This window comes from Glycomyces lechevalierae (genome assembly GCF_027622945.1).
Taxonomy (GTDB): Bacteria; Actinomycetota; Actinomycetes; order Mycobacteriales; family Micromonosporaceae; genus Glycomyces; species Glycomyces rutgersensis.
Map to the genome: position 1 here is coordinate 71,735 of NZ_JAPZVQ010000012.1, position 21,347 is coordinate 93,081.

Consider the following 21,347-nt stretch of genomic DNA (forward strand, 5'->3'; position numbering starts at 1 on the left):
GCGAACTCCATAGATCCCGAAGGCCCGCCCCTCGGGCGGGACCCCTCTTATTAGAAGGAGCAATCAACGATGATGCGCAACCCTCACGGCCTCCGACGCCGTTCACTCCTCACCGGCGCTTCGGCGGCCGCGGTCCTCGCCGCTGCCGCCGCCTGCGGCGACGACGGCCCGGCCGGCACCGCCGACGACCCGATCGAGATCAGCTTCGAATGGTGGGGCGACGCGACCCGCGCCGAGATCACCAAAGAGGCCATCGCCCTGTTCGAGCAGAAGAACACCGGCATCAAGGTCAAGACCAACTTCGCCGACTTCCCGGCGTACTGGGAGGGCATGACCGGCCGCATGGCCTCGCAGGACCTGCCCGACGTGTTCCAGATGGACTACTCGCGGCTGCGCCAGTTCGGGTCCACCGGGCTGCTGCTGCCCCTCGAAGGCGTCGTCAAGACCGACGACTTCCGTGAAGGCTTCCTGGAGACCGCGAAGCTGGACGGCAAGCTCATCGCGGTCCCGGCCGCGGGCAACACCCTCGGCCTGATCTACCGCGCCGACTGGTTCGAGGCGCACGGCGTCACCCCGCCCGCCCCCGGCTACAGCTGGGACCAGTACAAGGCCGACATCGCCACGGTCACCGCCGGTCTCGGCGGCGGCAAGTGGGGCGGCGGCGACTGGGCCGGCCAGTACCACTTCATGGAGCTGTGGCTGCGTCAGCAGGGCGGCTCGTTCTACACCGAGGACGGCAAGGAACTCGCGTTCGACCAGGCGAAACTCGCCGAATGGTGGCAGACCACGGCGGACCTGTACGCCGCCGGCGACGTCCCCCCGGTCGAGACCACCATCGAATGGACCGAAGGCGGCCTCGTCCAGGACCTCCTCGCCTCCGAGATCGGCTGGGACAACTTCATGCCCGGCTCGGCCCCGGTCGTCGAGGAGAACGGCGGCACCCTCGCGCTCGCCGCGCCGCCGTCGCTGGACCCGGCCAACCTCGGCCTGTACCTCAAGCCGTCCATGCAGCTGGTCATCTCGGCCGCGACCGAGCAGGCCGAGGCCTCGGCGAAGCTCATCGACTTCCTCCTCGGCGACCCCGAGGCCGTCAAGATCCTCGGCACCAACCGCGGCATCCCGGCCACCAACGCCGGCCTGGAGAACGTCGAGCTCGACCCGTACGCGCAGGCCGTGCTCGACTACGAGGCGTCGGTCTCGCAGTACCTGACCACGCCGCCCCCGGCCCCGCCGGCCGCGACCGGCGCCGTCGAAGTCAAGTTCGGCGAGCTGTACCAGCAGGTCCAGTACGGCGAGATGACCCCCGCCGACGCCGCCGAGCTGTTCTTCACCGAGGCCGCGACCCTCCTGGCCAACGAGCAGTAACCACTTAAGGAATCGTCACCGTGTCAGCTTCTCCCTCCACGACCGCGCCACCCGCGGCGACAGGGGCCGAAGCGCCGCCCGCGGGCGGGAGCCGGGGGGCGGCCAAGCGCCGCACCCCGATCTCCCGCCGCGGCGAGCGGCTCGTCGGCTACACCTTCATGACCCCCTGGATCATCGGGTCCCTCGTCTTCACCGTCGGACCCATGCTGTGGTCGCTGTACCTCTCGTTCACCGACTACCACCTGCTCCTGGGCGGCGAGTTCATCGGCGTGGAGAACTACACGGCGATGCTCGACGACCCCATGTTCGCGCGGGCCGTCAAGGTCACCCTCATGTACGTGCTGCTCGCCGTGCCGCTCAAGCTCGTCGCCTCCCTCGCGGTCGCGATGCTGCTGACGCAGTCGCGGCGCGGCATCGGCTTCTACCGGGCCGCGTTCTACATGCCCTCGCTCATCGCCATGAGCGTCGGCATCGCGATCGTCTGGAAGGCCCTCTTCGCCGGCGGCGGCCCCCAGGACCAGTTCATGTCCTGGTTCGGGTGGGAGGGCGGCGGGTTCATCGGCAACCCGTCCGTCTCGATCCTCATGCTCGTCCTGTTGAGCGTGTGGACGTTCGGCGCGCCGATGGTCATCTTCATGGCCGGGCTCCTCCAGGTCCCCGGCGAACTCCACGAAGCGGCCGAAGTGGACGGCGCCGGGAGATGGCACCGGTTCGTGCACATCACGATCCCGATGCTCTCCCCGGTCATCTTCTTCAACGTGCTCATGGAGACCGTGCACGCGTTCCAGCTGTTCGGGCCCGCGTTCATCATCGGCGGCACCGCCGGCGGCCCGGCCTGGTCGACCCTGTTCTACACCGTGCGGATCTACGCGCTCGCGTTCGTGGACCTGCGCATGGGCTACGCCTCCGCGTGGGCGTGGGTCCTCGTGCTCGCCGTCGGCGTGGTCACCCTGGTCATGTTCCGCGCCGCCAAGAACCTCGTCTACTACGCGGGGGAGGACAACCGATGACCGCCACCACCGCCGCCGAGCCGATCGACGGCTCGCAAGCGTCGCCGAAGGTGCCGCGCGTGATCGCCCGCAAGCGGCGCACCGCGGGTTCGCGGCTCAAATCCGTGATCTGGCACCTCGCCCTCCTGGCCGTCCTCGTGGTCGTCCTCTACCCGGCGTTCTGGGTCCTCACCGCCTCGGTCAAACCCAACGCCGAGATCCTCACCTCCATCTCCCCGATCCCCACCTCCATCACCTGGGAGCACTTCGCCAGCGCCTTCGACGGCATGGCGGGGGTGCCGCTGTGGCGGTTCTTCTGGAACTCGTTCGTGATCGCCGCGCTGTCGGTGGTCGGGATCGTCGCGTCCTGCTCGATCACGGCGTATGCGCTGGGGCGGTTGGAGTTCCCGGGTCGCAAGGCCATGTTCGCCGTCGTGATCGCGACGCTGCTGCTGCCCGGTCAGGTCATGCTCATCCCGCAGTACCTGATCTTCTCGGAGATGGACGTGGTCAACACGATCTTCCCGCTCGTCATCGGGAAGTTCCTGGGCCTGGACGCGTTCTTCGTGTTCATGTACGTGCAGTTCCTGCGCGGCATCCCGCGCGAGCTGGACCAGGCGGCGACGATCGACGGGGCCGGGCACTTCCGGATCTTCTTCTCGATCATGCTGCCGCTGCTGCGGCCGGCGATCGTGACGTCGTCGATCTTCACGTTCATCTGGTCGTGGAACGACTTCATGGGGCCGCTGATCTACCTGCACGAGATCGAGAAGTTCCCGATGCCGCGGCTGCTGCAGTCGTACAACAACACCGAGGCGGTCTCGAACTACGGCGGGATGATGGCGATGACGCTGCTGTCGCTGCTGCCGGTGGTGCTGTTCTTCCTGGTGTTCCAGAAGTTCCTCATCAAGGGCATCGCGACGTCGGGTGTGAAGGGCTAGCGTGGCCGCGGTGACGACCCGCAGGAGGCAGGCGTTCGGCGAGGGGTTCGCGCTCCTGGCCGAATGCCTGCTGACCGGGGTGTGGCTGGTGCTCGCGGCGGTGCCGGTGGTGACGCTGCCGGCGGCGCTGGCGGCGGCCGCGCGGCATGTGGCGGCGCATGTGGACGGCGAGGCGACCGGCTGGGGCGGTTTCTGGGCGGATTTCCGGACGGCGTGGCGGGAGTCGTGGCGGGCGGGCCTGGCCGTGGCCGGCGCGGGGCTGCTGCTGGTGCTGAACCTGGTGGTGCTCGCGCAGAAGGGGGTGCCGGGGCGTCCGGGTTTCGCCCTGGCGACGTTCCTCGTGGCGGGTCTGGCGGTGACGGTGCTGCTGCGGGCGGGCGCGGCGTGGGCGCCGGGGGAGCGGTGGCGGTCGCTGTTCACCGGGGCTCTGCATGAGACGCGGGACGACGTGTCGGGGACGGGGATCCTCCTCGGCGGTGTCGCGGTGCTGGCGGCGTGCGCGTGGGCGTTGTGGCTGCTGGTCGTGCCGATGAGCGGGTGCCTGGTCGGTGCGGCGGTGGCGGTGCGGCGGCGGCGTGCGGCGCGTGAGGCCGAGGAGCGCCGCGGCGCCTGATATTCATCATCCGGAGTGCCGCTCGACAGTGCTGCTCAACCCTGAGCCGGTCCGCGAGGGCCGGCTCGGGGTTGTTTCCTGTCACGTTTTCGCGACGGCTGCCGCACCCGGTGCGTCTCCATTGGATGGTGTTATCCGGTCCCCAACTCGATCGATCGGCGTACAACGCGTGTAGTGCCGGGAGGGGTGGGCCGTAAATTCCGGGGTACAGGTGTCGGAGGCTCCGGTTAGAATCCAGATACACCCACCGAACCGGATCCGCAGAGCCTTCCAGCATCGGGCTCGTGAACGACAGCGCACCGCCCGGCGCACGGTCAGGCGAGGCACCGTCGGGCGAGAGGAGACCGACCCTGGGGTACGCGGTCGACCGGCCACGGACCCCGCCGAGAGGACCGCCTTGAGCAAACCAGCAGCAGCGCCGCTCCCCGGTTGGGGCGTGTGGACGTGGCCCAACCTCGTCACCGCCGTGCGCCTCCTCGGCATCCCGCTGGTCTGCTATCTCCTGCTGGCCACCCAGTACTACTGGCAGGCCGCGATCATCCTCGCCGTCGGCGGCGGCACCGACTGGGTCGACGGGCAGCTCGCCCGCCGCCTCGGGCAGGTCTCCAAGCTCGGGCGGCTCCTCGACCCGTTCGTCGACCGGCTCTACATCCTCTCCTCGCTGCTCATGCTCACGTTCCTGGGACTGCTGCCGTGGCCGTTCACGGTGGCCGTGCTCGCCCGCGAGGCGCTGCTGGTGTCGATCGTCGTGGTCCTGCGCTGGCACGGGTTCGCGCCGCCCCAGGTGCACTTCCTGGGCAAGTGCGCGACGGCGATGGTGTTCATGTCCTTCCCGGTGCTCGTCGTCGCCGGCCTCGTGCCCGGCGCCGAAGCGTGGGCCGCGCCCCTGGGCTGGGCGCTGGCGTGGTGGGGCCTGGGCCTGTACTGGCTGGCCGCGATCGTCTATCTGCGCCAGGCCGCGGGCCTGCTGCGCGCGGGCCGCCCGGAACCGAGCGTGGCCGCTTAGGTTCGCGCGCTCATGATCACGAGCCGCGGCCCCGCCGCAGGGCGTCCCGGCCCGGGCGATACGGTCATGATCGTCCGACCCGCCGCACGGCGGGGTTTCCTAGATTGGAGCGCCAGGTGATTCCGGAGCAACTGCGTTACACGGCGGAGCACGAGTGGGTCGAGTCGCAGGGCGGCAGCGTCGTGCGGATCGGCATCACCGACTTCGCCCAGAACGCGCTCGGCGACGTCGTATACGTCCAGCTCCCGGAGGCAGGCACCGAGGTTCGGGCCGGTGACGTGGTCGGCGAAGTCGAGTCGACCAAGAGCGTCTCCGACGTGTACGCTCCGTTGACCGGTAAGATTCTTTCGTGCAATGACGAATTGTCGGAATCCCCGGAATTGGTGAACAGCGACCCCTATGCGGCGGGCTGGATGTTCGACATCGAGGTCGAGGATGCCGGCTCGCTCACTGCTTTGCTCGACGCCGGTGCGTATGCGAAGCTTACGGAGTGACCAGAGGGTCCAGACTTGTAGAAGGTGGCAATCCATGACGCGTTCGAATGACGAGTTCCCTCCGCCGGATGTGACGGCCACGATGAACCTGTCCGCTCTCCAGGAGAGCGGCGAGGTCGACGCGGAGACGAACGCCGCGAACCTGGCGAGCTCGCTTCCCGCGGGAACCGCTCTGCTGCTCGTCCGTCGCGGACCGAACGCGGGCGCTCGCTTCCTGCTCAACCAGGAGGTGACCACCTCCGGGCGGCACCCCGATTCCGATATCTTCCTCGACGACGTGACCGTCTCGCGGCGCCACGCCGAATTCCACCGCGACGCTGCCGGATTCACCGTCCGCGACGTCGGCAGCCTCAACGGCACCTATGTCAACCGCGAACGCGTGGAGACCGCGGGCCTCGGCAACGGCGACGAGGTCCAGATCGGCAAGTTCCGCCTCGTGTTCGTCAGCGGCCCCAAACTGACCGCGGCCTGACCGCGCCCGCTCGACCCCCGGCGACCGCCCCACAGGGCGTCGACCGCGAGTAGGCTGACAGTCTCGAGGACCCGCCCGGGGCCACCCCGGTGCGGGTCCGTTCCAGGAACGGCACCCGTTGGAGGCGTACCGGTGCGGATGATGACCGTAGTCGGGGTCCGCGTGGAACTCCCGAGCAACCAGCCCGTGGTCCTGCTCAAAGAGGCCGAGGGCCACCGGTACCTGCCCATCTGGATCGGCACCGTCGAGGCCGCCGCCATCGCCTACCAGCAGCAGGACGTGCAGCTCTCCCGTCCGCTCACCCACGACCTCATGCGCGACGTGCTCGACGCGCTCGACGTCACCCTCACCGCCGTCGAGATCACCGAACTGCGCGACACCGTCTACTTCGCCGAACTCGTGCTCGACGGCCGCACCCGCGTCTCCTCCCGCTCCTCCGACGCGATCGCCCTCGCCCTGCGCGCCGAGGCCCCGATCTGGTGCGCCGACGCCGTCCTCGACGAAGCCGGCGTCGTCCTCCCCGACACCCAGGAGGACGAAGTGGAGAAGTTCCGCGAATTCCTCGAAGAGGTCACCCCCGAGGACTTCGGCGAGAGCCAGTAACCCCCGCGACCTGCCCGAGCTTTTCTCTCGTTCAGCCCATGGTGGAGGGTCCGGCGGTTACGCTCGGCTTCAACCGACCAGGGGAGGAAGCCATGGACGCCCACAGTGAACCCGCAGGCCGACCGGCCGTCCCCCCCAGCCAGATCCGCGGCTGGCGCGGCACCGCCGCCTGCCGCGTCGTCGGCATCTCCTACCGCCAACTCGACTACTGGGCCCGCACCGGACTCGTCGAGCCGTCCATCCGCCGCGCCTCCGGATCCGGCTCCAACCGGCTCTACTCCTTCCGCGACATCATCGTCCTCAAAGTCATCAAGCGCCTCCTCGACGCCGGCGTCTCCCTCCAGAACATCCGCAAGGCCGTCGAGGCCCTGCGCTCGCGCGGCGTGAAGGACCTCGCCGAGATCACCCTCATGTCCGACGGCTCCACCGTCTACGAATGCCGCTCCGCCGGCGAGGTCATCGACCTCCTCCGCGGCGGCCAAGGCGTCTTCGGCATCGCCGTGCGCACCACCGTCACCGAGGTCATGGGCCGCCTCGCCACCCTCCCCGGCGAAGCCCCCGTCAAGACCCCGACCCGGCTGCACCCGCCCGAGCAGACCCAGGGACACCACACCGGGGCCGTGCCCGGTCGCCGACGCACCGCCTCCTGACCTACCATGGCCCCAGAGCCGCAAAACCGGGCGGGAGAGACCGTGGGCCACACGCGCTACACGGCACCGAAGGGGCAAGTCCCTCGCTTCAAACTCTCAGGTACCAGGACCGCCCAGGTCAGGCCGCTCTGAAGCCGGTCCCAGGCCGGTGACAGACGAGGGGATGCCAGTGTCGTCTTCATGGCGACGTCGTCCCATGTCACCGGAGGTACCGTGACCGACCGTTCTTTCGCCGCCCGCCACATCGGCACCAGCACCGCCGATCAGGACGCCATGCTCAAAGCCGTCGGCCAACCCAGCCTCGACGCGCTCATGGACGCGTGCATGCCCGCGCTCATCCGCTCCCACGACGGCCTCAACCTGCCCGCCGCGATCACCGAGACCGAGGCGCAGGCCGAACTCGCCGCCCTCGCCGCCCAGAACACCCCCGCCCGCTCCATGATCGGCCTCGGCTACTACGGCACCCACACCCCCGCCGTCATCCGCCGCAACGTCCTCGAAAACCCCTCCTGGTACACCGCGTACACCCCGTACCAGGCCGAGATCTCCCAAGGCCGCCTCGAAGCCCTCCTCAACTTCCAGACCATGTGCGCCGACCTCACCGGCCTGCCCGTCGCCGGCGCCAGCCTCCTCGACGAGGCCACCGCCGCCGCCGAAGCCATGCTCCTCGCCCGCCGCGCCGCCAAACGCAGTGCAGGGAACGTCTTCGCCGTCGACCGCCGCGTCCTCCCGCAGACCCTCGCCGTCCTCAAGACCCGCGCCGAACCGGTCGGCATCGACCTCGCCGTCGCCGACCTCACCGACCCCGCCGCGATCCCCGACGGCGCCTTCGGCGTCCTCCTCCAGTACCCCGGCGCCGACGGCACGATCCACGACTGGACCCCCACCGTCGAAGCCGCCCACGCCGCCGGCGCGCTCGTCGCCGTCGCCGCCGACCTCCTCGCCCTCACCCTGCTCACCGCCCCCGGCGACGTCGGCGCCGACATCGCCGTCGGCTCCACCCAGCGCTTCGGCATGCCCATGGGCTTCGGCGGCCCCCACGCCGGCTACATGGCCGTCCGCGACAGCCTCCAACGGCAACTGCCCGGCCGCCTCGTCGGCGTCTCCCGCGACGCCGCCGACGCCCCCGCACTCCGCCTCGCCCTCCAAGCGCGCGAACAGCACATCCGCCGCGAGAAGGCCACCAGCAACATCTGCACCGCCCAAGTCCTCCCGGCCGTCATGGCCGCCTCCTACGCCGTCTGGCACGGCCCCGAGGGCCTGCGCGGCATCGCCGAGCACGCCGCCCGCGCCGCCGCCCGCCTCGCCGCCTCCCTCGAACACGCCGGCACCACCCTCGCCGGCGGCGCGTTCTTCGACACCGTCACCGCGCACGTCCCCGGCCGCGCCGACACCGTCACCGCCCGCGCCGCCGCCGCCGGCGTCAACCTCCACCGCGTCGACGCCGACACCGTCACCATCGCCTGCGACGAGACCACCACCGACGCCGACCTCCGCGCCGTCTGCGACGCCTTCGACGCCCCCCTCGCCGACGCCGCCCCCATCCGCATCCCCGTCGACCTCCGCCGCGAGACCCCCTACCTCACCCACCCGGTCTTCACCGCCCACCACTCCGAGACCGCGATGATGCGCTACCTCAAACGCCTCGCCGACAAGGACTACGGCCTCGACCGCGGCATGATCCCCCTCGGCTCCTGCACCATGAAACTCAACGCCGCCGCCGAGATGGAACCGGTCACCTGGCCCGAGTTCGCCGACGTCCACCCCCTCGCCCCCGCCGACCAGACCCGCGGCTGGCAGACCCTCATCGACCAGCTCGAGACCTGGCTCGCCGAAGTCTGCGGCTACGCCGCCGTCTCCGTCCAACCCAACGCCGGCTCCCAAGGCGAACTCGCCGGCCTCCTCGCCATCCGCGCCTGGCAGCACGCCCGCGGCGAGACCGACCGCGACCTCTGCCTCATCCCCGCCAGCGCCCACGGCACCAATGCCGCCTCCGCCGTCCTCGCCGGCATGCGCGTCGTCGTCGTCGCCTGCGACGACGACGGCAACGTCGACCTCGCCGACCTCGACGCGAAGATCGCCAGGCACGCCGACCGCCTCGCCGCCATCATGGTCACCTACCCGTCCACGCACGGCGTGTACGAGGCGACGATCGTCGAGGTGTGCGCGAAGGTCCACGACGCCGGCGGGCAGGTGTACGTCGACGGCGCGAACCTCAACGCGCTCCTGGGCTGGGCCAAGCCCGGCCGGTTCGGCGCCGACGTCTCGCACCTGAACCTGCACAAGACGTTCTGCATCCCGCACGGCGGCGGCGGCCCCGGCGTCGGCCCGGTCGCCGTGGCCGAGCACCTCGTGCCGTTCCTGCCCTCCGACCCCATGAGCGACGAGGCGGGGCCGGTCGGGCCCGTGTCCCAGGCCCGGTGGGGCTCGGCCGGGATCCTGCAGATCCCATGGATGTACCTGCGGATGATGGGCGCCGAAGGCGTCACCGCCGCCACCGCCTCCGCCGTGCTCGCGGCCAACTACACGGCCGCGCGCCTGCGCGACCACTACCCGGTGCTGTACGCGGGCGCGCACGGCCTCGTCGCGCACGAGTGCATCCTCGACCTGCGCGAGCTCACCAAGACCTCCGGCGTCACCGTCGAGGACGTCGCGAAGCGGCTCATCGACTACGGGTTCCACGCGCCGACCATGTCGTTCCCGGTCGCCGGGACGCTCATGGTCGAGCCGACCGAGTCGGAGGACCTGGCCGAGCTCGACCGGTTCTGCGAGGCGATGATCGCCATCCGCGCCGAGATCGACGCGGTCGCGTCCGGCGCCGTCGCCGTGGAGGCCTCGGCGCTGCGCGCGGCCCCGCACACCGCCGCCGTCGCCACCGCCGACCGGTGGGACCGGGCGTACACGCGGACCGAGGCGGCCTGGCCCGCCGGCGTCGCGGCCGCCAAGTACTGGCCGCCGGTCGGCCGCATCGACAATGCGTGGGGGGACCGCAACCTGGCGTGCACGTGCCCGCCGATCGAGGCCTTCGGGGAGTAGCCGAACGCGGGCCCCGCTCACCACAGTGGGCGGGGCCTGAGGCTGGGGCTTTACACTGGGCGCCGACGATCCCCCAGGAGTGAAGCTGATGGTTTTCGGTACCACGCACAAGGTGAAGTCGCACCGGCTCGGGCGGCGGCGGAAAAAGGGCGGCAGCCGCATGGTCGTGGCCCCCTGGATCGTGATCACCCTCGTGTGCGTGCTGGTCGCCTCCGGGCTGACGTGGGGATTCGTGGCGCTCATGCGGTCGGGCTGCTCCGGCCCGATCTACCGCGTGACCGTCGCGGTCGCGCCGAGCCTGTTCGGGACCCTCGAGGACGCCGCCCAGGAATGGGAGGCGACCCAGCCCGAGGCCTCCACCGGGCAGTGCATCGGCGCCGAGATCCGCGAAGTCTCCGCCCGCGACGCCCAGGCCGGCATGAGCACCAACTGGGAGGAGAAGACCCTCGGGCCGCGCCCGATCGCCTGGGTCCCCGACTCCCAGGCGTGGGCCTCGTACCTGGGCTCCTCCGAGGCCACCGCGGGGATCGTCGCCGCCGCCGACCCGCTCGTGCTCGGCGAGGCCTCCTCGGTGCTCGCCGTCCCCGACTCGAAGGCCGCCGAACTCGGCTGGACCGGCGGCGAACCCCCGACCTGGGCCGACGTGGTGGCCGCCGCGCAGGCGGGCGACATCACCATCGCGGCCGCGAACCCCCGCCGGTCCACCGAAGGGCTCGTCGCCATGCTCAACGCCGCCGGCGACGGCGCCGGCGGGCTCTCCGCCGAGGCCATGGCCGCGTGGAAGACCGCGACCGGCACCGGCGCGCTGGCCGCGGACGCCGACGAACTCCTCGCCGCCTACGCCGAGACCCCCGACCCGACCCGCGTGATGACCGCCCTGGACTACCAGGTCGACGACTTCAACGCCGAGAACGACCCCGCCGACCCGCTCGTCGCCGTCAGCCCCGCCGGGACGAACGTCAGCGCCGTCGCCACCTACCTGGTCCTCGGCGGCGGCTGGGTCTCGAAATCCGATGCGGGGATCGCCGAGCAGTTCGGGTCGTTCCTGCGCGGCGAGGTCGAATCCGGCGCGTTCGAAGACCCCGAACTCGGCCCGGTCGACGACCCCGCCGCCGCCCTCGCCCAGACCACCACCGAAGCCGTCGGCGAAGCCGTCAACGCCTGGCGGGTCGGGCGCGAAGAACTGCACGTCCTGTTCCTCGTCGACCGCTCCTCCTCCACCGGCGCCGAGACCGTCTCCTACAACGGCGACGACCTCACCGCCGGGGACGCCGCCGTCCAGACCGCGATCGCGACCGTCCAGGCCATGGAGTCGAACTCGCGGGCCGGACTGTGGGAGTACGGGGTCGGCGCGGGGGACGACGCCCCCTACCGGGAGGTCGCCGACCTCGCCGAACTCTCCGACGACCACCGCGAGACCCTCGAGACCGACCTGTACGACGTCTCCGAGGACTCCTACGACGGCGGCTCGCCCCTCTACGACACGCTCGTCGCCGCCCGCGACTACATGAACGGGCACGCCACCGACGGCGCGCTCAGCGTCATCGTGGTGCTCACCAACAGCAGCCGCGACGAGGTCAGCGAAGGCAGCGCCGCCGACACCGCCGCGGCCCTCACCGAGCAGGGCGGCTCGACCGTGGTCTACACCGTCGGCTTCGGCGAGACCGACCCCGAGAACCTGACGACCCTCGCCGCCGCGACCGGCGGCTCCTACGTCCAGGCGCCGAGCGAAGGGGACGTCCTCGACGCCATCGGCGGCTGACCGGTGAGGTGAGCCACACGGCTCGGGCCGCCGGGCCCCGCTTGGGCGACACTTGGACCATGACCGACTTCCGCGCCGTCCGCCCCGCCCCGCCGGGCGTCCCGGCGGCGTGCCGGTCCCGGCTGGTCGAAGTCGACCGGCTCGAATGGCGCCTCGGCGACGACGGCGACCCGGCCGCGCTGGCCGCCGCGTTCCGCGCCCGCCACCTCACCGAGCACGACGGCGCGGACGGGACCGTGTGCGGGGTCGCGGTGCTCATCTCGGCCGCCGCCGGAGCGGCCATGGTCGGCGGCGCGACCGGCGCGCCCAGCCCCGTCCCGGCCGTCCCCGACCTCGCCCTCGTCGCCTACGCCCACGGCCCCGAGCACGCCCCCGAACCCTTGGGGCCCTTCACTGTCGGCCCCTGGGAGGCGTCCTGGACCGGCGGCGGGCACGCGGCCGCGGTGACGGCCGTGCAGGACGCGATCGGCCGCGGCGACGTGTACGTCGCGAACGTCGTGGGCCACCGCCGCGCCCCCTGGTCGGGCGACCCGGCCGCCCTCGCGCACGCCGCCGCCGCCGTGACCGGCGCGACCTGGGGCGGCGTCCTCGCCGGCGACGGCTGGCTCGTCGCCTCCGGTTCCCCCGAATGCTTCCTCACCGCCGACACCGCCACGGCCGCGACCTATCCGATCAAAGGCACCGCGCCAGCCACCGAGGACGGCAAGGCCGAACTGCTCGCCTCCGTCAAGGAACGCGCCGAGCACGTCATGATCGTCGACCTCGAACGCAACGACCTCGCCCAAGTCGCCGCCCCCGGCACCGTCGCCGTCAAAGACCTCTTCCACATCGGCCGCTGGGCCGACCTGTGGCAGGCCGAGTCCACGGTCACCGCCGACCTCGCCCCCGGCACCGGCTTCGCCGATCTGCTGCGCGCCATGTGCCCGCCCGGATCGGTCACCGGCGCACCGAAACTCGCCGTCCTCGACCTCGTCGGCGGCCTCGAACCCGTCGGCCGCGGCCCCGCCATGGGCGCCTTCGGCTACCTCACCGGGCACGAGACCCGCCTGGGCGTCACCATCCGCACCGTCGCCCTCGACGCCGAGCACGCCCACATCTGGTCTGGCGGCGGCATCACCTGGCGCTCCGACCCCGAAGCCGAAGTGGCCGAAGCCGAAGCGAAGGCCGCCGGCGTCGCCGCCGCCCTCGACGCCTCCCGGGCCTGAACTCAGTGCCGGGCGGACCGCCAGATCTCGAGCGTCTGCTCCTTCGCCCGCTCCCGCAGCTCATCGGGCCACTCGGCCCGGTACAGGCGCAGCCGCGGCGTCGAGGAGTCGAGCTCGACCACGCAGCCGAGCGCCATCGGCGGATCGGGGTGGACGCGACGCAGCCACACCGTCCCGGCATTGCCCTCGTCGCCGCTCACTTGGATCGTGCGATGTTCCAATTGGAACTGCCCTAGGATTTTCGGCTCGCTCATGCCCGAGTCCTCACCGTTTGTGTCCCACCGTTAGAAGGATCCGCGGCGGACTCGTGTCAGCGAAGCGCCCGCGCGGGCCCGCATCAATCTTTCCCACCCCTGCGCAGCCGTGTCAATACCCGATCCGACACCTGCGAGGGTGAACTCCACTGGGAGCGGTCCATTGCGGAGCCCCGGCCGCGAACCCGGACCTCGCCCGTCCGGGTGTGTCAAGCTGGTGGACGTGAGCGACCACGAGGATTTCAACGACATAGCCGAAGCCGCCTTCGACCTGGCCCGCGCCGGCGAGACCGAGCGGCTCCTCCGCTTCGTCGCGACCGGACTCCCCGTCGACCTGGTCAACGGCTCCGGCGACTCCCTGCTGATGCTGGCCGCCTACCACGGCCACGCCGACACCGCCCAGGCGCTTCTCAAAGCCGGCGCCGACATCGACAAGCGCAACGACCGCGACCAGTCCCCGCTCGCCGGAGCGGTCTTCAAGGACTACAAGGACGTCGTCACCGTCCTCCTCGACGCCGGCGCCGACCCCGACGCCGGCACCCCCTCGGCCCGCCAGATCGCCGCCATGTTCGACCGCGACACCTTCAAATAGGTCAGAGGGCCTGCATGCCCTGCGGCAGACGCCCCCAGGCGTGCAGGTCCGTCAGGTGCGCCTCCAGCGACGCCGCGAACGCCCCCGCCGCCTTCGTCAACGGCGCCTCGCGCCGCGCCGCCAGCGTGATCGTGCGGCTCGCCCCCGGCGGCGCGATCGGCGTCGCCCGCAGGCCCGGGCGCCCGGCCGCGATCATCGCCGGCAGCAGCGCGATCCCCAACCCCGCCTCCACAAGGGATGCAACGGCGTCGGTGGCGCCGCCGTCGACCCCCGTGCGCGGCGTGAACCCCGCCGACTCGCACGTCGCGATCGTCAGATCCCGCAAGTCGTACCCGTGCGCCGGCAGCACGAACGCCTGCTCCCGCAGCTGCGGCAGCCCGATGAACCCCTGCCGGGTCAACGGCGGCAGATGCGCGGCCGACGCCACCACGAGCGCCTCGGACAGCAGCGGCTGCACGCTGAGTCCGGCGACCTCGGCCATGTCGCCCACCGTGAACGCCAAGTCCAGGTCCCCGGCCGTCAGCCGCTCCGTCAGCGGCCCCGAGCCGTCCTCGGTCAGCGTCACCGTCACCCCCGGGTGCGCCTCCAGGTACCGGGTCAGGAGCGGCGCGATGAGCCACGAGCACAGCGACGGGGTCGCCCCGAGCCGGAGGTGCCCGGCGCGGACGGCGAGCACGTCGTCGATGTCCGACCGGGCCGCCGTCACCGCCGCGGTGATCCGCCGCGCGTGGGGGAGGAGCGTCTGCCCGGCGTCGGTCAATTCGATGCGGCCGCGGGCGCGCGTGAACAGCGGCGCGCCGAGCTCGGTTTCGAGCGCCTGGATCTGCTTGCTCAATGACGGTTGTGTCACACCGAGTTCTTCGGCCGCATGGGTGAAATGCCGGGTTTGTGCGACAGCCAGGAAGGCCTGGAGTTGCTGCGGGCGCATCTTCATAACCTAACGGCATCGAAGACGCCCACGCCATGAATTGGACCCGTGACGCCCATCGCGTCTAGCCTCTGCACGTGTCTACGGAATTGCAAAACCGCCCCGCCGCAAGGCCGGACAAACGCGCCCGAGCGCCCCAGGGACCGTGGCGTTCCAACATCGGCCTCAAGATCGCCATGGCCGTCTCCGGCGTCCTCCTCGTGCTGTTCCTCATCGTCCACATGGCCGGGAACCTGCACGTCTTCGAAGGCCGCGAAGAGATGAACGCCTACGCCCACGGCCTGCGCACCTTCGGCGAGCCCCTGCTGCCGCACGAGAGCCTCCTGTGGGTCCTGCGCATCGGCCTCATCGCCGCCGCCGCCGTCCACATCTGGTCGGCCGTCGTCCTCACCCGCCGCGCCCTGGCCGCCCGCCCGGTGCGCTACGCGTCCAAGAAGCCCGCCAAGGGCGAATCGCGACACGCCGTCGCCACCATGCGCTGGGGCGCCGCCGTCGTCTTCCTCTTCATCATCTGGCACCTGCTGGACCTGACGTTCCGCACGGTCAACCCCGTCAAGGACGTCCCGGACGCCTACGGGGCCGTCGTCGCCACGTTCAGCCCCGAGCGCTGGCCGGTCACCGTCTTCTACCTGCTGGCCCTCTTCGCCCTCTACTTCCACCTGCGCCACGGCATCTGGTCGGCCGTGCAGACCATCTCGGGCCCGGACACGAAGTGGCGCAAGCGCACCCAGGCGATCGGCCTGGCCGTCGCCCTCATCGTCGTCTTGGGGTTCGCCATCGTCCCCATCTCGGTCACGTTCGGACTGGTGAGCTGATATGAGCACTGACTTCTACCGCGACGGCGAGCCCGTCGCGGACGCCAAGGCCCCCGCCGGGCCCATCGCCGAGCGCTGGGAGAAGCGCCGCTTCTCCGGGCGCCTGGTCAACCCGGCCAACCGCCGCAAGCTGCGCGTCATCGTCGTCGGGACCGGCCTCGCCGGCGCCTCCGCGGCCGCGACGCTCGGCGAGCTCGGCTACCGGGTCGCGAACTACTGCTTCCAGGACTCGTCGCGGCGCGCGCACTCGATCGCCGCGCAGGGCGGCATCAACGCCGCGAAGAACTACCGCAACGACGGCGACAGCGTCCACCGCCTGTTCTACGACACCGTCAAGGGCGGCGACTTCCGCTCCCGCGAGTCGAACGTGCACCGCCTCGCCGAGGTCTCCACCGAGATCATCGACCAGTGCGTCGCCCAGGGCGTCCCGTTCGCCCGCGAGTACGGCGGCCTGCTCGACAACCGCTCCTTCGGCGGCGCGCAGGTCTCGCGCACGTTCTACGCGCGCGGCCAGACCGGCCAGCAGCTCCTGCTGGGCGCCTACCAGGCCCTGCAGCGCCAGGTCGCGGCCGGCACCGTGGACCTGCACACCCGCCACGAGATGCTCGAACTGGTCATCGTGGACGGCAAGGCCCGCGGCATCGTCGTGCGCGACCTCGTCACCGGCGAGATCTCGACCGAGCTCGCGGACGCCGTCGTCCTCGCCACCGGCGGGTACGGCAACGTCTACTTCCTGTCGACGAACGCCATGGGCTGCAACGTCACCGCCGGCTGGCGCGCGCACCGCAAGGGCGCGTACTTCGCCAACCCCTGCTACACGCAGATCCACCCGACCTGCATCCCGCAGTCCGGCGAGCACCAGTCGAAGCTCACGCTCATGTCCGAGTCGCTGCGCAACGACGGGCGCGTGTGGGTGCCCAAGAAGAAGGGCGACGACCGCCACCCGGCGGACATCCCCGAGGACGAGCGCGACTACTACCTGGAGCGCCGCTACCCGGCCTTCGGCAACCTCGTGCCCCGCGACATCGCCTCCCGCGCCGCGAAGGTCGTGTGCGACGAGGGCCACGGGGTCGGCCCCGGCGGGCTCGGCGTCTACCTCGACTTCGCCGCCGCCATCGAGCGCCTCGGCCGCAAGGCCGTCGAGGCCAAGTACGGCAACCTGTTCGACATGTACGAGCGGATCACCGGCGAGAACCCGTACGAGCGCCCGATGCGCATCTACCCGGCCGTGCACTACACGATGGGCGGCCTCTGGGTCGACTACGACCTGTCCTCCAACATCCCGGGCCTGTTCGTGACCGGCGAGGCGAACTTCTCCGACCACGGCGCCAACCGCCTCGGAGCGTCGGCGCTCATGCAGGGCCTCTCCGACGGCTACTTCGTGCTGCCGAACACGATCTCGGACTACCTCGCCGACGGGCCGTTCGAGGCCGTCCCCGAGGACCACGAGGCCGTCGTCGCCGCCCGCCGGGCCGTGGACGACCGCATCGCGTTCTTCCTGGGCAACGACGGGGACCGCACCGTCGACTCCTTCCACCGCGAACTCGGCAAGATCATGTGGGAGTACTGCGGCATGGAGCGCACCGAGGAGGGCCTGACCAAGGCCATCGGGCTCATCCGCAGCCTCAAGGACGAGTTCTGGCGCCGCGTCAAGGTCACCGGCAAGAACGAGCAGCTCAACCAGGAGCTCGAGAAGGCCGGCCGGGTCGCCGACTTCCTCGAGCTCGGCGAGCTCATGTGCATCGACGCCCTCCACCGCAGCGAGTCGTGCGGCGGGCACTTCCGCGCCGAGTCCCAGACCGAGGACGGCGAGGCCAAGCGCGACGACGCGAACTTCTCGTACGTCGCCGCCTGGGAGTACGGGGAGGACGCGCCCGTCCTCCACAAGGAAGCCCTCGAGTTCGAATACGTCAAGCCCACCCAACGGAGCTACAAGTGAAGCTGTCTCTGCGAATCTGGCGCCAGCCCGACGCCCAAGCCGAGGGCAAGATGGTGTCCTACGAGATCGACGAGGTCTCCGAGGACGCCTCGTTCCTGGAGATGCTCGACGTGCTCAACGAGCGTCTCATCGGCGAGGGCGAGGACCCGGTCGCGTTCGACCACGACTGCCGTGAGGGCATCTGCGGCGCCTGCTCGCTCGTGATCGACGGCCAGCCGCACGGCCCGCAGGCCGCCACCACGACCTGCCAGCTGCACATGCGCAAGTTCAAGGACGGCGACAAGATCGACATCGAGCCCTGGCGGGCCGGGGCGTTCCCGGTCATCAAGGACCTCGTCGTCGACCGCTCCGCGTTCGACCGGATCATCCAGGCCGGCGGGTACATCTCCGCGCCGACCGGGACCGCCCCGGACGCCCACGCCGTCCCGATCCCGAAGCAGGACGCCGACGCCGCCTTCAGCGCCGCCGCGTGCATCGGCTGCGGCGCCTGCGTCGCCGCCTGCCCCAACGGCTCCGGGATGCTCTTCATGGGCGCCAAGGTCGCCCACCTCGGCCTCATGCCGCAGGGCCAGCCCGAGCGGCACACGCGCGTGCTGGGCATGGTCGCCGCCCACGACGACGCCGGCTTCGGCGGGTGCACCAACACCGGCGAATGCGCCGCCGCGTGCCCCAAGGAGATCGGGCTCGACGTGATCGGCAAGCTCAACCGCGACTTCCGCAAGGCCGCCATCCGCGCCGCCTGACGCAGACGCGAAAGAAGCCCCCCGGCGTTCGCCGGGGGGCTTCTCGTTTCTCCTGCCCCGCGTGAGCGGGGAGACCCCAGGGGGAAAATACGCCCCACGTGAATGGGTAATGCCGCCCCTTGAGAACAACGACCCGGACGCGGCCAGGTCGCGGCAGGCGGCCGTGACCCGCGTCTCTCTTCTGCGAGCTTGCGGTTGACGCAGCGTCAGCCAATACCGTCGTAACCGCACCACGAACGAAGGAGCGCCAACGATGGACGTCTGGACGACCGCCGAGGTCGCCCGCCTGGCCGGCGTCTCGGCGCGCACCCTGCGCCACTACGACGCCATCGGCCTGCTCGAGCCCGCCTCCCACGGCCACGGCGGCCTGCGCCGCTACGGCAGGCCCGAACTGCTGCGGCTGCAGCAGATCCTCCTGCTCAAACGCCTCGGCCTGCGCCTCGACGTCATCGCCGAGATCCTCGAAGGCGACCTCGAACCCGTCGACGCCCTCAAACGCCACGCCGCCGAGCTCGACACCGAACGCTCCCGACTCGACCGCCTCGCGGCCACCGTCGCCGCGACCATCCGACAACTCGAAGGAGGCCAACCCATGGCACCCGAAACCTGGTTCGGCGGACTCGACCCCGCCACCGAGGCCCAGTACCGCGACGAAGCCCGCCGGCGCTGGGGCCAGGCCGTCGTCGAACGCGCCTGGAGCACCCTCCAGGACCTCACCCCCGAGGAGCGCCGCGCGATCCCCGAGGCCTTCAACGACATCAACACCCGCCTCAACGCCCTCCGCGAAGCGGGCGCACCCGCCGACGGCCCTGCGGCGCAAGCGGTCACGGCCGACCACTACCGGCTCATCGCCGTGCACTGGGGCGACGGCCCCAATGCCGAGGCCTACCGCGGCCTCGGCGCCCTCTACACCGACGACCCGCGCTTCAAGGACACCTACGACCAGGTCGCCGACGGCTTCGCCGCCTACATGCGAGCGGCCATGGACGCCTACGCCGATGCGAACCTCTGACCCGACGAGTGACCGCGCCGATCGGGCCCCCGCTCGGCGCGGTATCGGGCAGCGAATCGTAGACACGGACCATGCGCTAGGATCGTGTGTATGACTCGGCACAACATCAATGTCAACGATGAGATCTGGCAGATCGCGGCGGAGTCCGGGAACGCCAGCGCCTACATCGAGCAGGCCGTGAAGGCGCGCTACCTCAAGGAACTGCGCGACGCAGGCAACGCCGTCGTCGCCGCGATGCCGCAGAAGGAAGTCGACGACTGGACGGCCTTGGGCATGTCCAGCGTCGATGACGCCCAGGAAGGCCGGAAGTGAGTCACTCTCCCGGGCAGGTCTATCGCTGGTTCGACCGCCCCGCCGGTCTTCTCGTGGTGCTCTCCGCGGAGGACAGCAACCGCGACATCGGTCGAGTGACCGTCTGTCCGTTCAATCTGACCGACATGGTCGGGAACCTGCCCCAAGCCGCGCGACTCCACAGCCTGCTGCCGTCGCCCGGATACATCGCATGGACGCTCCACTTCACCTTGATCGCCGGTCTGCTCACCGAGCACGTCGGCGAAGTCGAGACCGCGCCGCTCTTCGCCGCGCGTTTCGCGCTCGAGGGTCACTTCGGCTTCTAGGCCCCTCTGGCGAGGGGCGGCCCGATCGGGCCGCACCCGCGGCGGCGCCCGATAGGCTGAGGCGCATGCGCGCACCCCGAATCCTCTACCGCTGGTACGCGAAGCGCTTGCGCCGCAAGCTCAACGCCGACCTGCTCCCGGCGCACGTCGCCGTCGCCATGGACGGCAACCGCCGCTGGGCCCGGCAGCAGGGCTTCGACGACCCCGGCATCGGCCACCGCTACGGCGCCGAACACCTCGACGACCTCCTCGCATGGTGCGCGGGCATCGGCATCGCCCACGTCACCGTCTACGTCGCCTCCACCGACAACCTCACCAAACGCGCCGGCGGCGAAGTCGCCCACCTGATGTCGATGATCGAGACGATCGTCGCCGAACGCCTCATGCACCCGGGCAACCCGTGGCGCCTGCACCTCGCCGGGCGCCTCGACGACCTGCCCGACTCGACCGCGCACGCCCTCGAGACCGCGCGCGACGCGACCGCGGACCGCACCGGCGGGCACCTCACCGTCGCGATCGGCTACGACGGCCAGGCCGAGATCGTCGACGCCGTCCGGTCCCTCCTGGAGACCGAAGCGGCCCAAGGCGCCACGATCGACGACCTCGCCGAACGACTGACGGCCGCCGACATCGGCGCCCACCGGTACACGCCGGACCTGCCCGCGGCCGATCTCATCATCCGCACCAGCGGCGAACGGCGCCTCTCGAGCTTCCTGCTGTGGCAGTCCGCGGGCGCCGAACTCTCGTTCTGCGACGTCTACTGGCCCGGCTTCCGCCACATCGACTTCCTGCGCGCCCTGCGCGACTACACCGAGCGCCGCCTCACCCGCCAAGCCGAAGCGGCGCGGCGGGAATCCGCACGCGCCGCTTGAACCGAGCGGCCGGACGACCGGCCGCCGCCGTGCCTATGCGGTCCACGGGGGGATGATTTTCGCGTCCTCCTTGCCGGGCATGTAGGCGCGCATGCCGGCCGGGCCGGTGCAGATCGCGGTGAAGCCGTCCGGGCCGGGGGTGAACTGGCGGGCCGCGTCGGCGGCGATCACGATCGTGTCGCCCGCGCCCAGCTCGGCGGACTCGCCCTCGACGGTCACGGCGACCGCGCCGTCGAGGATCGCCCAGACCTGCTCGGCGTCGATGTAGTGCAGGGGACCGGCGGTCCCGGCGACGGCCTCGACCTTCCAGATCGGCGCGGCCGCGCCGCCGAGGTCGGGGGAGGCGAAGGTGGTCATGACGCCGGCGGGGGTCTCGGAACGGCGGGATTCGGTGCTGCGGACGATACGCAAGAGGAGTCTCCTAAGATGGACAACGTGG

The 21,347-nt window shown here is 71.0% G+C and carries 23 protein-coding genes and 1 riboswitch; of the genes, 20 read left to right on the forward strand and 3 right to left on the reverse strand.

The genetic code is table 11. The features are described from left to right. The first annotated feature begins 69 nt into the window (after nt 1-69). The 12 genes from O2L01_RS18075 to O2L01_RS18130 all read left to right on the forward strand — a co-directional run bounded on the left by O2L01_RS18075 (nt 70) and on the right by O2L01_RS18130 (nt 13,136). The gene (locus O2L01_RS18075) at nt 70-1,365 is read left to right on the forward strand and encodes an ABC transporter substrate-binding protein (protein WP_270123400.1); all 1,296 of its coding nucleotides are present in this window, start codon (nt 70-72) and stop codon (nt 1,363-1,365) included. A gap of 11 nt (nt 1,366-1,376) precedes the next feature. Further along, nucleotides 1,377-2,375: a carbohydrate ABC transporter permease gene (locus tag O2L01_RS18080; RefSeq protein WP_374727654.1), complete on the forward strand. Its 999-nt coding sequence runs from the start codon at nt 1,377-1,379 to the stop codon at nt 2,373-2,375. Beyond that, nucleotides 2,372-3,295, forward strand: coding sequence for a carbohydrate ABC transporter permease (locus O2L01_RS18085; protein WP_270123402.1), 924 nt, complete (start codon nt 2,372-2,374; stop codon nt 3,293-3,295). Before O2L01_RS18080 ends, O2L01_RS18085 begins: the two co-directional genes overlap by 4 nt. A 10-nt stretch (nt 3,296-3,305) precedes the next feature. Further along, complete coding sequence (locus tag O2L01_RS18090; protein ID WP_270123403.1) at nt 3,306-3,908, forward strand: DUF624 domain-containing protein; 603 nt, start codon at nt 3,306-3,308, stop codon at nt 3,906-3,908. A gap of 397 nt (nt 3,909-4,305) precedes the next feature. Next, nucleotides 4,306-4,914: a CDP-alcohol phosphatidyltransferase family protein gene (locus O2L01_RS18095; protein WP_270123404.1), complete on the forward strand. Its 609-nt coding sequence runs from the start codon at nt 4,306-4,308 to the stop codon at nt 4,912-4,914. A 116-nt stretch (nt 4,915-5,030) separates the two neighbouring features. Continuing rightward, complete coding sequence (gene gcvH / locus O2L01_RS18100; RefSeq protein ID WP_270123405.1) at nt 5,031-5,408, forward strand: glycine cleavage system protein GcvH; 378 nt, start codon at nt 5,031-5,033, stop codon at nt 5,406-5,408. Nucleotides 5,409-5,442: 34 nt separating this feature from the next. Beyond that, entirely contained in the window at nt 5,443-5,880 is a 438-nt protein-coding gene (locus O2L01_RS18105) for an FHA domain-containing protein (RefSeq protein WP_270123406.1), read from the forward strand. A 132-nt stretch (nt 5,881-6,012) separates the two neighbouring features. Continuing rightward, the gene (locus O2L01_RS18110; protein ID WP_310286585.1) at nt 6,013-6,483 is read left to right on the forward strand and encodes a bifunctional nuclease family protein; all 471 of its coding nucleotides are present in this window, start codon (nt 6,013-6,015) and stop codon (nt 6,481-6,483) included. Between the two features lie 92 nt (nt 6,484-6,575). Beyond that, a complete protein-coding gene (locus tag O2L01_RS18115) occupies nt 6,576-7,133 on the forward strand; it encodes a MerR family transcriptional regulator (protein WP_310286583.1) in 558 nt (185 codons plus the stop codon). A gap of 21 nt (nt 7,134-7,154) precedes the next feature. After that, nucleotides 7,155-7,255: riboswitch (glycine riboswitch) on the forward strand. Nucleotides 7,256-7,346: 91 nt separating this feature from the next. Continuing rightward, on the forward strand, nt 7,347-10,169 hold the full coding sequence (gcvP, locus tag O2L01_RS18120) for an aminomethyl-transferring glycine dehydrogenase (RefSeq protein WP_270123408.1): 2,823 nt from the start codon (nt 7,347-7,349) through the stop codon (nt 10,167-10,169). A gap of 88 nt (nt 10,170-10,257) precedes the next feature. Further along, on the forward strand, nt 10,258-11,931 hold the full coding sequence (locus tag O2L01_RS18125) for a vWA domain-containing protein (protein ID WP_270123409.1): 1,674 nt from the start codon (nt 10,258-10,260) through the stop codon (nt 11,929-11,931). Between the two features lie 59 nt (nt 11,932-11,990). Further along, complete coding sequence (locus O2L01_RS18130) at nt 11,991-13,136, forward strand: chorismate-binding protein (protein ID WP_270123410.1); 1,146 nt, start codon at nt 11,991-11,993, stop codon at nt 13,134-13,136. A gap of 2 nt (nt 13,137-13,138) precedes the next feature. Here O2L01_RS18130 and O2L01_RS18135 read toward each other — a convergent pair whose 3' ends face one another. Further along, on the reverse strand, nt 13,139-13,390 hold the full coding sequence (locus tag O2L01_RS18135; protein WP_270123411.1) for a hypothetical protein: 252 nt from the start codon (nt 13,388-13,390) through the stop codon (nt 13,139-13,141). A 223-nt stretch (nt 13,391-13,613) separates the two neighbouring features. Between O2L01_RS18135 and O2L01_RS18140 the strand changes: the two genes are divergently transcribed. Beyond that, nucleotides 13,614-13,982, forward strand: coding sequence for an ankyrin repeat domain-containing protein (locus O2L01_RS18140; protein WP_270123412.1), 369 nt, complete (start codon nt 13,614-13,616; stop codon nt 13,980-13,982). A 1-nt stretch (nt 13,983) separates the two neighbouring features. On the opposite strand, the gene O2L01_RS18145 is transcribed toward O2L01_RS18140, so the two are convergent. Continuing rightward, nucleotides 13,984-14,916 carry a LysR family transcriptional regulator gene (locus O2L01_RS18145; RefSeq protein ID WP_333490291.1) on the reverse strand — a complete coding sequence of 311 codons (933 nt, stop codon included), beginning with the start codon at nt 14,914-14,916 and terminating at the stop codon, nt 13,984-13,986. A gap of 71 nt (nt 14,917-14,987) precedes the next feature. Between O2L01_RS18145 and O2L01_RS18150 the strand changes: the two genes are divergently transcribed. The 7 genes from O2L01_RS18150 (at nt 14,988) to uppS (ending at nt 20,908) form a co-directional block, all read left to right on the forward strand. Beyond that, a complete protein-coding gene (locus tag O2L01_RS18150; protein WP_270123414.1) occupies nt 14,988-15,725 on the forward strand; it encodes a succinate dehydrogenase cytochrome b subunit in 738 nt (245 codons plus the stop codon). Nucleotide 15,726: 1 nt separating this feature from the next. Next, a complete protein-coding gene (locus O2L01_RS18155; protein WP_270123415.1) occupies nt 15,727-17,664 on the forward strand; it encodes a fumarate reductase/succinate dehydrogenase flavoprotein subunit in 1,938 nt (645 codons plus the stop codon). Next, entirely contained in the window at nt 17,661-18,407 is a 747-nt protein-coding gene (locus O2L01_RS18160; RefSeq protein WP_270123416.1) for a succinate dehydrogenase/fumarate reductase iron-sulfur subunit, read from the forward strand. Before O2L01_RS18155 ends, O2L01_RS18160 begins: the two co-directional genes overlap by 4 nt. 253 nt (nt 18,408-18,660) lie before the next feature. Continuing rightward, complete coding sequence (locus O2L01_RS18165) at nt 18,661-19,419, forward strand: MerR family transcriptional regulator (protein ID WP_270123417.1); 759 nt, start codon at nt 18,661-18,663, stop codon at nt 19,417-19,419. A 90-nt stretch (nt 19,420-19,509) separates the two neighbouring features. After that, complete coding sequence (locus O2L01_RS18170) at nt 19,510-19,731, forward strand: hypothetical protein (protein ID WP_270123418.1); 222 nt, start codon at nt 19,510-19,512, stop codon at nt 19,729-19,731. Beyond that, nucleotides 19,728-20,036, forward strand: coding sequence for a hypothetical protein (locus O2L01_RS18175; RefSeq protein WP_270123419.1), 309 nt, complete (start codon nt 19,728-19,730; stop codon nt 20,034-20,036). Before O2L01_RS18170 ends, O2L01_RS18175 begins: the two co-directional genes overlap by 4 nt. Nucleotides 20,037-20,101: 65 nt before the next feature. Beyond that, nucleotides 20,102-20,908 (forward strand): polyprenyl diphosphate synthase, encoded by an 807-nt coding sequence (uppS, locus tag O2L01_RS18180; RefSeq protein ID WP_270123420.1) that lies wholly within the window; start codon nt 20,102-20,104, stop codon nt 20,906-20,908. A 33-nt stretch (nt 20,909-20,941) separates the two neighbouring features. Here the strand turns inward: uppS and O2L01_RS18185 are convergent, their stop codons facing one another. Next, complete coding sequence (locus O2L01_RS18185) at nt 20,942-21,319, reverse strand: cupin domain-containing protein (protein ID WP_270123421.1); 378 nt, start codon at nt 21,317-21,319, stop codon at nt 20,942-20,944. Nucleotides 21,320-21,347 lie beyond the last annotated feature (28 nt).

What these genes read in the sequence shown, in the direction of transcription:
- O2L01_RS18075 (WP_270123400.1), top strand. Translation starts at nt 70, where the DNA reads ATGATGCGCAACCCTCACGGCCTCCGACGCCGTTCACTCCTCACCGGC.
- O2L01_RS18085 (WP_270123402.1), top strand. Translation starts at nt 2,372, where the DNA reads ATGACCGCCACCACCGCCGCCGAGCCGATCGACGGCTCGCAAGCGTCG.
- O2L01_RS18105 (WP_270123406.1), top strand. Translation starts at nt 5,443, where the DNA reads ATGACGCGTTCGAATGACGAGTTCCCTCCGCCGGATGTGACGGCCACG.
- O2L01_RS18115 (WP_310286583.1), top strand. Translation starts at nt 6,576, where the DNA reads ATGGACGCCCACAGTGAACCCGCAGGCCGACCGGCCGTCCCCCCCAGC.
- O2L01_RS18125 (WP_270123409.1), top strand. Translation starts at nt 10,258, where the DNA reads ATGGTTTTCGGTACCACGCACAAGGTGAAGTCGCACCGGCTCGGGCGG.
- O2L01_RS18130 (WP_270123410.1), top strand. Translation starts at nt 11,991, where the DNA reads ATGACCGACTTCCGCGCCGTCCGCCCCGCCCCGCCGGGCGTCCCGGCG.
- O2L01_RS18135 (WP_270123411.1), bottom strand. Translation starts at nt 13,390, where the DNA reads ATGAGCGAGCCGAAAATCCTAGGGCAGTTCCAATTGGAACATCGCACG.
- O2L01_RS18145 (WP_333490291.1), bottom strand. Translation starts at nt 14,916, where the DNA reads ATGAAGATGCGCCCGCAGCAACTCCAGGCCTTCCTGGCTGTCGCACAA.
- O2L01_RS18155 (WP_270123415.1), top strand. Translation starts at nt 15,727, where the DNA reads ATGAGCACTGACTTCTACCGCGACGGCGAGCCCGTCGCGGACGCCAAG.
- O2L01_RS18165 (WP_270123417.1), top strand. Translation starts at nt 18,661, where the DNA reads ATGGACGTCTGGACGACCGCCGAGGTCGCCCGCCTGGCCGGCGTCTCG.
- O2L01_RS18170 (WP_270123418.1), top strand. Translation starts at nt 19,510, where the DNA reads ATGACTCGGCACAACATCAATGTCAACGATGAGATCTGGCAGATCGCG.
- uppS (WP_270123420.1), top strand. Translation starts at nt 20,102, where the DNA reads ATGCGCGCACCCCGAATCCTCTACCGCTGGTACGCGAAGCGCTTGCGC.